This window comes from Gordonia marina, assembly GCF_052036135.1.
GTDB lineage: Bacteria > Actinomycetota > Actinomycetes > Mycobacteriales > Mycobacteriaceae > Gordonia.
Window position 1 is genome coordinate 64,023 of sequence record NZ_JBPSDN010000015.1, and the last position, 12,495, is coordinate 76,517.

11 protein-coding genes, 1 tRNA gene and 1 pseudogene are annotated in these 12,495 nt (G+C 69.7%); 5 read left to right on the plus strand and 8 right to left on the minus strand.

The features are described from left to right. Window position 1: 1 nt before the first annotated feature. Together ACSEEN_RS11615 and ACSEEN_RS11620 are read left to right on the plus strand one after the other, a co-directional pair. On the plus strand, window positions 2-1,402 hold the full coding sequence (locus ACSEEN_RS11615) for a lipase family protein (protein ID WP_440713243.1): 1,401 nt from the start codon (window positions 2-4) through the stop codon (window positions 1,400-1,402). A gap of 25 nt (window positions 1,403-1,427) precedes the next feature. After that, window positions 1,428-2,063 carry a TetR/AcrR family transcriptional regulator gene (locus ACSEEN_RS11620; RefSeq protein ID WP_440713244.1) on the plus strand — a complete coding sequence of 212 codons (636 nt, stop codon included), beginning with the start codon at window positions 1,428-1,430 and terminating at the stop codon, window positions 2,061-2,063. 35 nt (window positions 2,064-2,098) lie between these two features. Here the strand turns inward: ACSEEN_RS11620 and ACSEEN_RS11625 are convergent, their stop codons facing one another. Beyond that, entirely contained in the window at window positions 2,099-3,979 is a 1,881-nt protein-coding gene (locus ACSEEN_RS11625) for an acetate--CoA ligase (RefSeq protein WP_440713245.1), read from the minus strand. A 272-nt stretch (window positions 3,980-4,251) separates the two neighbouring features. Here ACSEEN_RS11625 and ACSEEN_RS11630 point away from each other — a divergent pair, with 272 nt between their 5' ends. Then, the gene (locus tag ACSEEN_RS11630) at window positions 4,252-4,578 is read left to right on the plus strand and encodes a transglycosylase family protein (RefSeq protein ID WP_298441410.1); all 327 of its coding nucleotides are present in this window, start codon (window positions 4,252-4,254) and stop codon (window positions 4,576-4,578) included. A gap of 137 nt (window positions 4,579-4,715) precedes the next feature. Further along, window positions 4,716-6,098, plus strand: coding sequence for an MBL fold metallo-hydrolase RNA specificity domain-containing protein (locus tag ACSEEN_RS11635; protein ID WP_298444672.1), 1,383 nt, complete (start codon window positions 4,716-4,718; stop codon window positions 6,096-6,098). 108 nt (window positions 6,099-6,206) lie between these two features. On the opposite strand, the gene ACSEEN_RS11640 is transcribed toward ACSEEN_RS11635, so the two are convergent. Further along, the gene (locus ACSEEN_RS11640; RefSeq protein WP_247864821.1) at window positions 6,207-6,641 is read right to left on the minus strand and encodes a hypothetical protein; all 435 of its coding nucleotides are present in this window, start codon (window positions 6,639-6,641) and stop codon (window positions 6,207-6,209) included. 146 nt (window positions 6,642-6,787) lie between these two features. On the opposite strand from ACSEEN_RS11640, the gene ACSEEN_RS11645 reads away from it, so the two are divergent. Then, entirely contained in the window at window positions 6,788-7,279 is a 492-nt protein-coding gene (locus ACSEEN_RS11645) for a ferritin (protein ID WP_247864822.1), read from the plus strand. Window positions 7,280-7,619: 340 nt separating this feature from the next. Here the strand turns inward: ACSEEN_RS11645 and ACSEEN_RS11650 are convergent, their stop codons facing one another. The 6 genes and pseudogenes from ACSEEN_RS11650 to ACSEEN_RS11675 form a co-directional block, all read right to left on the minus strand. Then, window positions 7,620-9,161 carry an LCP family protein gene (locus ACSEEN_RS11650; protein WP_247864823.1) on the minus strand — a complete coding sequence of 514 codons (1,542 nt, stop codon included), beginning with the start codon at window positions 9,159-9,161 and terminating at the stop codon, window positions 7,620-7,622. Window positions 9,162-9,243: 82 nt separating this feature from the next. After that, entirely contained in the window at window positions 9,244-9,864 is a 621-nt protein-coding gene (locus tag ACSEEN_RS11655; protein WP_247864824.1) for a class I SAM-dependent methyltransferase, read from the minus strand. Window positions 9,865-9,869: 5 nt separating this feature from the next. Next, on the minus strand, window positions 9,870-10,037 hold the full coding sequence (locus ACSEEN_RS11660; protein ID WP_247864825.1) for a hypothetical protein: 168 nt from the start codon (window positions 10,035-10,037) through the stop codon (window positions 9,870-9,872). Continuing rightward, the gene (locus tag ACSEEN_RS11665) at window positions 10,030-10,839 is read right to left on the minus strand and encodes a carbonic anhydrase (protein WP_440713246.1); all 810 of its coding nucleotides are present in this window, start codon (window positions 10,837-10,839) and stop codon (window positions 10,030-10,032) included. Before ACSEEN_RS11665 ends, ACSEEN_RS11660 begins: the two co-directional genes overlap by 8 nt. A 174-nt stretch (window positions 10,840-11,013) precedes the next feature. Beyond that, window positions 11,014-11,090: transfer RNA gene (locus tag ACSEEN_RS11670), tRNA-Met, on the minus strand. An 88-nt stretch (window positions 11,091-11,178) separates the two neighbouring features. Further along, window positions 11,179-12,425 (minus strand): annotated as a pseudogene (locus ACSEEN_RS11675) (MlaD family protein). Between the last annotated feature and the right edge of the window lie 70 nt (window positions 12,426-12,495).

Consider the following 12,495-nt stretch of genomic DNA (forward strand, 5'->3'; position numbering starts at 1 on the left):
CGTGAAACTCCAGATTCTCGCGGCGACGGCGGTCGGGGCCGTCGCGGCACTCGGCGCCGGCCTGTTGGCTCCGGTCGCCATGGCCGAGCCGTCATCGGCCACGCAGTCCGTGAAAGTGGCACCCGCGCCGCCGGTGGCGCTCCCCCAGGAGCTCGATCGAGCCTTCTACGAGCCGTCGAAGAGCTCGTACGCGTCCAAGAAGCCCGGCGAGATCATCGCCGCGCGCCGGATCAACGCGGCCACCTTCGGCGTCGTGCCGCTCAATGTCGACGCGTGGCAGCTGTCGTACCGGTCGACCAACAGCCGAGGTGAGCCGATCGCCGCGGTCACGACGCTGCTGAAGCCCCGCGGCACCATCAAGGGACCGCGCAAGATCGTGTCGATGCAGCTGGCCGAGGACTCGCTCGCCGGCTACTGCGCACCGTCGTACGCGGTTCAGCAGTGGTCGGCGGCCGCGGCCGTCGGCCAGGTGGTGATCCCGGCCGAGTCGATCATCATGCAGGGCATGCTGGCGCAGGGCTGGGCGGTCGCCCTGCCCGACCACGAGGGCCCCCGACACGCGTACGGAGCCGGTCCGCTCGGCGCCCGGATCACCCTCGACGGCCTGCGCGCGGCCAAGCGCTTCGGACCGATCGGTATCGACGACCGGTCGCCGATGGGGATGTACGGCTACTCCGGCGGCGCCATCGTCACCGGGCACGCCGCAGAGCTGAAGCAAAGCTACGCACCGGAGCTGAACATCCTCGGCGCGGCCGAAGGCGGGGTCCCGGCCGACCTGAAGGTGGTCCTGAACGCCGCCCAGAACGGCGCGACCAGTGGACTCATCCTCGGCGCGGTGATCGGCCTGGGCCGGGAGTACCCGTACTTCCAGCGCTTCCTCGACACCCATGTGAATCCGGTCGGCAAGGCGGTCATCGCGGCCAAAGACCCGTTGTGCGTACAGCACCAGGCGATGGTGCTCCCGTTCCTGAACAACAAGGGCTTCCTCAACTGGCCCGGCGATCCGGTGAACGCGCCGCCCGTCAAGCGGGTGCTCGACGAGACGCGCATGGGCAAAGCGGTCCCGGACATGCCGATGTACATCTGGAACAGCCAGCTCGACGAGGTCATCCCGGTGGGCCAGGTGAATACGCTGGTGCACACCTATTGCCGCAAACCCGGGGCCCAGGTCACCTATACGCGCGACCATCTGTCCGAGCACGGTATCGCCGAGATCTCCGGAGCCCCCCTCGCGGTGCTGTGGCTCAAGGACCGGCTGGACGGCAAGCCCGCGGCGCAGGGCTGCACCACCCGCGACGAGCTGACAATGGCGACCGACGCCCGCTGGTGGCCCACCTTCTCGGCGACCGTCGGCACCAACATCGCCTCGCTGTTCGGCGCGGCGATCGGCCGCGGGAAGTAAGTCCGTTCCCCGTACCCTGGTCCCCGTGACGCAGCAACGCACCTACGGGGGCCAGGCGGTGGCCGACCGCGCCCGGCAGCGCCGGGAGCGCTTCCTCGACGCGGCCGTCGAGCTGTTCGGTACGCACGGGTACGCGGCCACCTCGGTACCCCAGGTCTGCAAGGCGGCGGGCCTGTCGTCGCGGCAGTTCTACCAGGAGTTCAGCGATCGCGAAGATCTGCTGCGCACCCTCTACGACCGGGTCCAGGACAAGACCATGGAACGCGTCGCGGGCGTCGTCCTGGAGCAGATCGCGGCGAATCGCGGCCTCGACGAGGTGCTGGATGAGGGCATCCGTGCCTTCGTCGGCATGTATGACGACCCGCGCCTGGCCCGCATCAGCTTCATCGAGGTGGTCGGCGTAAGCCCGGTCTTCGAGGCCCACCGCCACGCGCGCCGCGCCCGCTGGGGCGAGGTCTTGCAGACCGCCGTGGCGGCCGGCGCCGACCGCGGCCTGACGATCGCGTCGACCACCCCGTTGCAGTGGGCCGCCTACATCGGCGCGGTCAATGCCGTCGTCGTCGAACGCACCCTCGACGCGTCGATCACCGAAGAAGACCTGGTCCACGCGATGCGGACGCTGCTGCGGCCGGGCATCCTCGGCGAGTCCCCAGCCAGCTGAGCCCCGTCCCCAGCCGGCTGAGCCCCGTCGAAGCCCTACTTCGGCCCGAGTTGCTCGGCGAGTTCGTCGAGCACCGAGCGGTCCTCGATAGTCGACGGCACCGCATACTCCTCGCCGTCGACGATCTGGCGCATCGTCTTACGCAGGATCTTGCCCGAGCGCGTCTTGGGCAGCGCCTGCACGACGGTCACGTCGCGGAAGGTGGCGACCGCGCCGATCTCCTCGCGCACCATCTTCACCAGCGCCTCGCGCAGATCGGTGTCGGCGATCTCCACGCCCGCCTTGAGGACCACGTAGCCGCTGGGCCGCTGGCCCTTGAGGTCGTCGCGGATGCCGACGACGGCGCATTCGGCGACCGCCGGATGCGCGGCCACGACGGCCTCGATGCTGCCGGTCGAGAGCCGGTGGCCGGCGACGTTGATCACGTCGTCGGACCGGCCGAGCACGTACAGGTAGCCGTCTGCGTCGAAGTAGCCGGAGTCGCCGGTGAGGTAGTAGCCGGGGAAGGCGCTCAGGTACGACGACCGGTAGCGGTCGTCGTCGCGCCAGAGACCGGCGAGCGTGCCGGGCGGCAGCGGCAGGCCGACGACGATGTTGCCCTCGGTCCCGGCCGGAACCTGCGCCCCCTCGGCATCGACCACCTCGACGCGGTACCCGGGCACCGGCACGCTCGGCGAGCCGGCCTTGATCTCCATCTCCTCCAGGCCGCGCAGGTTGGCGACGATCGGCCAGCCGGTCTCGGTCTGCCACCAGTGGTCGACCACCGGCACGCCCAGTTTCTCCGACGCCCAGAAGAAGGTGTCCGGATCCAGACGCTCGCCCGCGGCGAAGAGCGTGCGGAACGCCGACATGTCGTACTTCGCGAGTTCGGTGGCCTCCGGGTCGGCCTTGCGGATGGCCCGGATCGCGGTCGGCGCGGTGAACAGCGCGACCACGCCGTGCTCGCTGATCACCCGCCAGAACGCGCCCGCATCCGGGGTGCCGACCGGCTTACCCTCGTACATCACGCTGGTGGCGCCGATCAGCAGCGGACCGTAGACGATGTAGCTGTGGCCGACCACCCACCCGACGTCCGACGCGGCCCACCAGGTCTCACCGGGCTCGATGCCGAACACGTTCCGCATCGACCAGGCCAGCGCCACGGCGTGGCCGCCGTTGTCGCGCACCACGCCCTTCGGCTTGCCGGTGGTCCCGGAGGTATACAGCACGTACAGCGGATCGGTGGCGGCCACCTCGACGGGCGCGGCCGGCTCCGCGGCGGCCACCGCCTCCTCCCAGTCCAGCCAGCCGTAGTCGGCGGCACTGCCGGCCACCTGCGGCCGGTCCTTCACGATCACGGTCGACGGCGCGGCCTCGCTCAGCTCGATGGCCGCCCGCACCATCGGCAGGTACTCGACGGTGCGGCCCGGTTCCAGGCCGCCCGACGCGGTGATCACGGCGACGGCCCCGGCGTCGTCGATACGAGTGGCCAGTTCCGGTGCCGCGAAGCCGCCGAAGACCACCGAGTGCAAGGCGCCGATACGCGCACAGGCCAGCATCGCGATGGCGGCCTCGGGGATCATCGGCAGGTAGATGACGACGCGGTCGCCCTTCCCGATGCCGCGCGCGGCGAGTGCGCCGGCGAAGACGGCGACCTCGTCGAGCAGTTCGGCGTAGGTGAAGGTGCGCTGCTCGCCGACCATCGCCGAGTCCCAGATGAGCGCGGGCTGGTCACCGCGACCGGCCGCGACGTGCCGGTCGAGCGCGTTGACGGACGTGTTCAGCGTGGCGCCGGGGTACCACCGGTAGAGCGGTGGCGCCGAATCGTCGAGCGCCGTGGCCGGCGGCGTGATCCAGTCGATCGCCTTCGCGGCGTCGAGCCAGAACTCCTCCGGCTGATCGATGCTTCGCTGAAATTCGTCTACATAGGCGCCCACGCGCCTCACGCTAGTGGGTCCGGACGGGTGACGGGAGCCACTTCCGGACCATGAACTGTCTCACATTTGGACAGTCAAAGATCACGGAATGATTACAACCGCTTCCTTCCGATGACCTGCGAGAATCCTGGGAAATGCCCGCTTGCAAAAGTTAGCGTTTCGTGTCGTGGGTCACAAAACACGGTGTGACCTTTGCGTTTGCGTTCCGTAACGTCGTCGCCGGTTCGAAATCGCCGGGCACTTCGGCCCGGTGAAGACGAGGAGGAACGACCATGAGCATCACCAAGCTCGCCACCCGCGCCGCCATCGCCGGCGCTCTGACGATCGCGCCGATGACCGCCCTGGCCGCTAACGCTTCCGCCGCGAGCGGCAACTGGGACGCCGTCGCGCAGTGCGAGTCCGGTGGCAACTGGGCCATCAACACCGGCAACGGCTACTACGGCGGCCTGCAGTTCTCGCTGGGCACCTGGCAGGCCAACGGCGGCTCCGGCATGCCGAACGAGAACAGCCGCGAGGAGCAGATCCGCGTCGCCGAGAACGTGCTGGCCAGCCAGGGCATCGGCGCGTGGCCGACCTGCGGCTCGCTGTTCTACTCCTGAGCCCGCACAGCTGAGCCCCGCCGCGGCGGGACTCCGGCGGGGCGCTACCGAGGGGTGAGCGCCCCCACGACCTCACGACGGGGCCGGTCCGAGGGACCGGCCCCGTCGTCGTATCCGGACCGAATACGCTCGGACTCATGGCCGGACTCACTCTCACCTCCCTCGGCGGTGCCGGGACCGTCACCGGGTCCAAGCATCTGCTTCAATCCGGCGGAACGGCGTTACTCGTCGACTGCGGACTCTTCCAGGGCATCAAGAATCTTCGGGAGGCCAACTGGCGGCCGCTGCCGGTCGACGCCGGGAGTATCGGCGCCGTGGTCCTCACGCACGCACACCTCGACCACTGCGGGTACCTGCCGCGGCTGATCCGCGACGGCTTCCGCGGCGCGATCCACTGCACACCGGCCACCCGGAGCGTCGCCGAGATCATCCTGCGCGACAGCGCTCACCTCCAGGAACGCGACGCGGACTTCGTCAACCAGCGCAAGGCCAGCAAACACCACCCCGCGCTCCCCCTCTACGACACCGACGACGTCGAGGCCACACTGCCCCGTTTCGAGGTGCACCCGCCGCACCGGCCGTTCACGCCGGTGCCGGGCGCCGAGGTGATCTTCCGGGGTGCCGGGCACATCCTGGGTGCCGCGACGGCGACCGTCGCGTGGGGCGGCACCACGGTCGCGTTCACCGGGGATCTCGGCCGGTACGACGACCCGCTCATGCACGACCCCGAGCCGATCACCGAGGCCGACGTCCTGGTCACCGAGTCCACCTACGGCGATCGGTTGCGCGATACGACGTCGCCGCTGGACGTCCTGGCGCGGATCGTCACCGAGACCGCCGACCGCGGCGGCACCGTGCTGATCCCGGCGTTCGCCGTCGGCCGGACCCAGTTGATCCTCTACTACCTGTGGCAGCTGCGGCGGGCCGGGACCATCCCGGCGGTGCCGATCTACGTCGACTCGCCGATGGCGATCAGCGCGAGCGAGCTGCTGCGCACCTTCCCCGGCGACCACAAGCTCGACCCGGCCCTCACCGACGAGATGTTCGCCATCGCGAAGTACACGCGCGACACCGAGTCGTCGAAGGCGATCTCGGCCGATCGCTCACCGAAGATCGTGCTGTCGGCGAGCGGCATGGCCACCGGCGGGCGGATCCTGCATCACCTCGCCGCCTTCGCCGCCGACCCGGCCACGACCATCGTGCTGGCCGGCTACCAATCGGTCGGCACCCGCGGCCGCGCGCTCGCCGATGGCGCCCGTTTCCTCAAGCTCTACGGCGAATGGGTGCCGATCAACGCGCGTATCGAAGACCTCCACATGTTCTCCGCGCACGCCGACGGCGATGAACTGATCCGCTGGATGACCGGTTTCACCCGCGCTCCGGCTCAGAGTTTCATCGTGCACGGCGAGCCCAACGCCGCGGACTCGCTGCGCCTGCGGATGCAGAGGGAACTCGGCTGGGAGGCGTCGGTCTCGGTCCCGAACCGCGTGTACTCGCTCGGCCGGCGCACACCTCGTTGACTGGACCGTGACGTACATTCCGCCATCGCCCGCCGACCGCGGCCGCCGACCTGCGTAAAAGCGTCTCCGGCCGGGGCGCTAACGCCACAGTCGGGTCAGCCGATCGACCTATGTCCACGTGCGGGACTGCTCGACGATGAACCCGGCGAGGATCACCACGGTGCCACCCACCTCACCGACGATCAGCGCGACGGTGGCGGCGACGAGCCCGGCGTCGCGCGGGTGGTATTGATTCGTGGTGTCCTGGCGCCAGCCGTGCACGCAGTACGACGCGATGGCCCCGGCGAAGAAGACGATGACGACGGCGAGGGCGGCGACGTTCACCCAGGTCGGCCAGGCGCTGAACTGCACCAGCGCCGCCAGCAGGAGCGTGGCGAACGAGTACATCAGGGCGGCACGGTGCGCGATGTCGACGTAGACGTGCGCGCAGCCGTCCGGACTGACGGCGATCTGCGCGAATTTCCATACGCCGAGCAGTAGTCCCCATACGAAGATCGATCCGGCCGCGATCAACGCCACCTGCGTCGCCAATTCCAAGTGCATTCGTTCAGCCTACGAGCGGTCGCGACCAATGCTTACCAGGGCATCCTAAATTAGGATAGGATGTACATATCTTCCCAGTTCAGAGGGTGTTTAGGGTAGACAAATCTTGCTATCGCAGAGGAGAAATGATGGTTAGCGTAGTCGACATGAAGATGAACGAAGACCTCGAAATCGCATTCAACAAGCAGATCACCCTCGAATTCGAGTCGTCCATGCTGTACCGCCAGCTGGCCATCGAGTTCGAGCTCAAGGATCTCCCCGGCATCGCCGGCTGGATGTCGCGCCACGCCGCCGAAGAGCTCACGCACGCCGATCGGCTGATCAAGCACCTCACCGATCGGGACAACCACCCGATCATCGGCGACATCCACATGCCGTCGATCAAGATCAACACCGTCGCCGAGGCCTTCGAGGTCGCCCTCGAGGCCGAGGAGCAGGTCTCGGAGTCGATCCGCAACCTGTTCCGTCTGGCACAGGAGACCGTCGACATCGACTCGCGCACGGTGATCGACTGGTTCATCGCCGAGCAGGTCGAGGAAGAGGCCACGGTCCGCGAGATCCTCGGCCGCGCCAAGCTGATCAACGAGGACGGCCCCGGAATCCTCCGCCTGGACGACGAACTGTCCGGCCAGGCCTGACACCTCCCGCAGCCCTCGGGAAACTCGAGCGGCCCCGCCCGGATTCTTCTCCGGACGGGGCCGCTTGCGCATCGATGTGCACTCCGCCGCGGTCCGCGACAGCCGGACTGCCGACGCGACACCCGAGCGGGGAAGCGACTCCCGCGCACTGGTCGTCAACATGGTGTCGCGGACGCAACGGGTGTCGCGGGCACCCCGCGGGTGTCGCGGTACGAAAACGCCGCCCGTGGCCGGTCGACACCGGGGGCGGAGCCTCGGCTCGACGGGGTCGCTGCGGCTCAGCCTCCGGTGGTCAGCCAGTCGCCGCGTGAGGGCGACGAGCCCGGTCCGGGCAACGGTGTCAGTTCACGCAGGGGATGGCGTCGGTGTTGGTGACCGCGCCGCCGTTGTCGGGCGGGGCGTCCCCGGGCGTGAGGAGCGATTCGGGGTCCATCGTCGTCGGCGAACCGGTGCCGCCGTCCGGCGAGGATCCGTCCGTCGTGCCGCCGTCCGCCACGGCCGTCGTGGACGTGGCCGGCCCGGGCGTCGGCGCGACGCCGAAGGCGCGCTGCACGATGCCGCGGATCTCCGCCGGGTCGATGATGTTGACCGACTGCTCGTCGACCGTCGCGTAGCCCTTCACCGGCAGCGTCCGAAAGCTGATGTGCTGGCCGGACACCGAGCTCATCAGTCCGGCCCACTGCTGCAGGTTCCAGCCGTCGGAGATCACGACGTCCTTCTGCGCGGCCGCGACCGCCGCGTTCAGCCTGCCGACGTCCGAGAGCGTCCCGACGCTCTGCAGTTTGTGCAGCGCGGAGAGCATGAACGCCTGTTGCCGATGTGTCCGGTCCAGGTCGCCGTTGTCCAGGCCGTGCCGCTGCCGGACGAAGGCCACGGCCTGCGAGCCGTTGAGGGTCTGCACGCCGGCGCGGAAATTCGCGCCCGAGTAGTCGTCCTGAACGGCCCGATTGAGACACACCTGGACACCGCCCAGCGACTTCGCCAGGTCGTAGAAGCCGACGAGGCTCACCTCGGCGAAGCGGTCGATCGGCACGCCGGTCAGCGCTCGGACCGTCTCGATCGTCTCGGCGCGGCCCGCCTCGCGGCCGCGGTGTTCCAGCTCGGACGCGTCGGTGACACCCTGCGCCTGGAGCTGGTCCTCGGTGGCCGCCTTGCGCCGCCCGTAGGCCTCCTTGATCTTGGCCTGCGGGACGTCGAGTCCGTCGACGTTCACGTAGTCGTCGCGCGGGATCGAGTACGCGATGATGTTCGTCTTGTCCGCCGGGATGTGTACCAGGATCAGGGTGTTGGTGTTATACCCGCCGTTGTCACTGCTGCCCGCGTGCAGCTGATCGAGGATCGACTGCGGCAGCGGATTACCGTCCTGATCACGCCGGGTGTCAAGGCCCATCAGCAGGATGTTCTCCGCGCCGTCGGTCGATCGGGGACCCGAACCGAGCGCGTGCGACATGGTGAATCCGCCGAAGACGCGATTGGCACCGGCCCAGGCCATACCGGTCAGCGTCAGGATCCCGACGCAGCCGACCGCCACGACCGTCCGCAGCGCCAGCCCGGCCGCCCGGCGTCCCCGGGGGCGCGGCCGCCGGTGCCCCGACGGTTCCTCCGGTGCCGCGACCGGGGTCTGCGGGATCTGTTCGGTGGGCGCCGCGGAGCGCCACGCCGAGATCTCCGGTGCGACGATCTCCGGCGCGGTGATCTCGGCCGGCACCGGCTCGTCGGCGGCTGGCGCACGATGGCGGGCCCGTCGGGCCGGCCGCGCTCCCGAATCCGGCACGACGTCGTCCATCGAGTGCCAGCGCGGCACGGGCTGCCCCGCGGCCCGCGCCCGGCGCAGCATCTCGCCCGCCGAAGGGCGCGCGTCACCGTCGTCGAAGGAAGTCATAACCGCCCGATTCTCGGGCACTCACCTGAGAGTCCACTGATGACCGGACAAAGAGCCCGAGGTGGGCCACCGTCCGTGCGGCCTACTTCACATCGTCCGCGTTGTTCCGGACGGCGACGAGCGCGCCGTGCGACCGCTCCGGCCGGTCCGTGCGCGTCTCCGTACGCACCACCCGGAAACCCGCGGCCGCGACGCGCGCGGCGAGCAGCTCGACCGGCCAGTAGTACGCCGGGCAGACCGCGTGGTCGAACCGCGACTGTCGATCGGCGGTGAAGAATCCGAGGAGCAGCCCGCCACCCGGCGCGACGCAGCGGGCGAATTCGGCGAGCACACCGGCCATCTCCTCCGGCGGTAGATGGATCAGCGAGTACCACGCGAGGACACCGCCGAGTTCACCATCGGCGGCGCCGAGCTCCTCGGCCCGCCCGAGACGGTAGCGCCCACGCGGGTCCGCCGCGACCGCGGCGGCGAGGAACTCGGGAACCGGGTCGACGCCGGTCACGTCGACACCCAGTCCGGCGAGGTGCCGCGTCCACTGCCCGGGCCCGCACCCCGCATCCACGACCGGGCCGTCGGCGCCGCGCGCCCATTCGGAGACCAGGGCCAGATCCCGGTCGTCGACGTCGTCGATGCTCCCGACCGCGGAGATGTACGCCGCGGCCGCGGCGCCGTACGCGTCTCGCACGGTGTCCAGTGATCCCATCCCGGTCAGCCTGTCACAACCCTCGACCTGCCCGCAGGCCTCCGAAACCCGGGACCGCACCTGTCGGCGAGGGCGTCGAGTGTCTCCTCGACCGTCGTCGTCGGCATCGCGGTGGCGACCAGCGCGCCGCCCAGTCCGGTCAGGAACGCCCGGGCGGCCGCGTCGTCAGCCACGGTCGGCGGTGAACTTGTCCGCCTGTGCGGCGGCCGCGGCGGTGAGCAGCGCCGCCAGGGCCGCGTCGTCCGCGGGTGCGGCGAGCAGACCCGGCGACCACCCGTCCCGGCTGCCGACGCCGACGGTGCGCTCGTGCAGATCGAAGACGCCATAGACCACCGGCCGGTCCAGGTCGCGGTCGAGCATCGTCGCGGTGATGGCCGCGTTGGCGACCACCGACACGGCGATGAGCGCGTCGCGGAAGCCGCCGGCCGACGACACGTCGGCGCCGAACTCGGCCTCCAGGGCCAGTGCCGCCATCCGGACGCCGGCGAGCAGCGAGTCGACGATCGCGCGCAGCGGCGGGTCGTGCACCACCTGCAGGTAGGTCTGCGGGGCCAGCAGCGCGTCGACGGCGGCGGTCACCGCGCCGCACTGCGAGTGCCCGAGGACCACGGCCAGCTTGACCGAGGCCATGTTGGCCATCGCGTAGTGCAGGCTGCCGACGCATTCGGTCCCCGGGACGTTGCCCGCGACGCGGATGACGAACAGGTCGTTGGTGGCCTGGCCGAACACCAGCTCGACGGGCACCCGGGCATCCGAGCAGGCCAGCACCGCGGCGAACGGCTCCTGCGGGAGACCTGCGCCCGGAGTACGGGGCAGCCCGAACGCGCCGGCCCCCACCGACACCTCCAGGCGCCCGGTGTCCGCCGCCCCGACGGAGGCGAACCCCGCGCTACCGGCGTCCAGCCGTTCGCGAGCCTCCGCATCCGATGACGGCTGCGGACGCAGTTCCCCCTCCGGACGCTCGATCCACAGCACTTCTCTTCGGCCAGACTCCGGCGTTGTCGCCATCGTGTCGCCCCCCTCGTCTCAGTTGTCGGTGATCGACACTATCCCGGTGATCGGTGAGCGGCACGGAATCGAGGCACTAAGGCCCAGGAGACGGGTGAAATGACGAAGACCCGCACCGTTTCCGGTGCGGGTCTTCGTCGTTGGTAGCGGGGACAGGATTTGAACCTGCGACCTCTGGGTTATGAGCCCAGCGAGCTACCGAGCTGCTCCACCCCGCGTTGCGAGGACTACGTTACACACGGGCAAACGGACTATGCAAATCGGTTACGGGACAACGTGATCGACGACACGTAGCGCACCGAAAGCTCACTTCTGCGCCACGCCCATCAGCAGGGCGAGCTGCTGCGCGAGCGGGTTCAGGTTCAGCGTGTCGGGCATCTTCTTGGGCGTGGAGTCCCACGGCTGCGGGTACGCCGGGTTGGCGAGCGCCGCACGGTCGGCGCTGGGCACGCCGGTCGGATTGCCCACCGGTACATGACAGTCGGCGTCCCGGTTGAACGGGAAGTCGTCGTACGACGGGTCGAAGCTCGGGTCCTTGCGCTTCATCTCGGCGATCATCGCCCACGTGCTCTCATAGCCGCGGGTGCACGACGGCGGGTTCTCGGTCTCCAGGACCAGGCCGAAGCGGATCTGGCCGTCGCCCAGGTTGGTCGAGTGGCTCCCCGCGGACAGGCTCGACAGCATGAAGACGAGCATGCCGGTCGAGTACGTGGCCGGCTGAATCGTGTGCGCGGTCTGTCCCAGCGCGTGGATCAGCGCGGTGCCCGCTGCCACATGCTTGCGCAGGAGGTTCGACAGCTCCGAGGACGCCGCGGGCGCGGCGCCCAGGGTCCGGCGCAGCGCGGGGTCGGAGGCCGCCAGCTGGGCGGTGATCTTCCGCACCCCCTGAGCCCACTCCTCGATCGTGTCCGACTGCTCGGCCTGCGTCGACAGCACGACGTCCGACGCCTGCAGCAGCGACACGGTGTGCCCGATGTTCTCCGCGCCGGTATCGGCCAGGGCGATCAGCGAGTCGGCGAGCCGCGCCATGTTGTCCGACTGGCCGTCGAAACCCTTGCCGAGCTCGGTGACGACGGTGCGCAGGTCGTCGACCGGCACCGATTCGGTCAGCGCGATCACGTCGGACATCACGTTCTGCAGCACCGGCGGTATGACGATCCCCTCGATCCGCGAGCCGTCGTGCAGGAACGGCCCGTTCGCCGACGGCGGCCGCAGGTCCACGTACTGCTCACCGATCGCCGACCGGTTCGCGACGACGGCGACCGCCGACTCGGGAATCCGCCCCGCCGCGGTCCGCAGCCGCAGATCCACGTCGACGCCCTCGCGGGTGAGCCGCAGACCGTCGACGCGACCCACCGGAGCACCCCGGTAGGTCACCTCGGCGCCGGCGAAGATGCCGCCGGGTCGGTCGCGCCGAGCGTCACCCGGTAGACGCCGACTCCGGCCGCCTCCCCCAGCCTCGCGTACCGCACGCCGGCGAACACGGTGGCGGCCAGCCCGAGCACCAGGATGACGACCAGTTGGATCTTCACGAATCGACTCAGCGGTGGCACGACAGCCCCTCGGTAAGGTCGGTCCCCGACGACCGACGACGTTGCCACCGTAGAACGTCATGCTTCGTTC

Excerpts from the sequence above, each read along its gene's own strand:
- ACSEEN_RS11630 (WP_298441410.1), top strand. The coding sequence starts at position 4,252 with ATGAGCATCACCAAGCTCGCCACCCGCGCCGCCATCGCCGGCGCTCTG.
- ACSEEN_RS11635 (WP_298444672.1), top strand. The coding sequence starts at position 4,716 with ATGGCCGGACTCACTCTCACCTCCCTCGGCGGTGCCGGGACCGTCACC.
- ACSEEN_RS11640 (WP_247864821.1), bottom strand. The coding sequence starts at position 6,641 with ATGCACTTGGAATTGGCGACGCAGGTGGCGTTGATCGCGGCCGGATCG.
- ACSEEN_RS11645 (WP_247864822.1), top strand. The coding sequence starts at position 6,788 with ATGAAGATGAACGAAGACCTCGAAATCGCATTCAACAAGCAGATCACC.
- ACSEEN_RS11650 (WP_247864823.1), bottom strand. The coding sequence starts at position 9,161 with ATGACTTCCTTCGACGACGGTGACGCGCGCCCTTCGGCGGGCGAGATG.
- ACSEEN_RS11655 (WP_247864824.1), bottom strand. The coding sequence starts at position 9,864 with ATGGGATCACTGGACACCGTGCGAGACGCGTACGGCGCCGCGGCCGCG.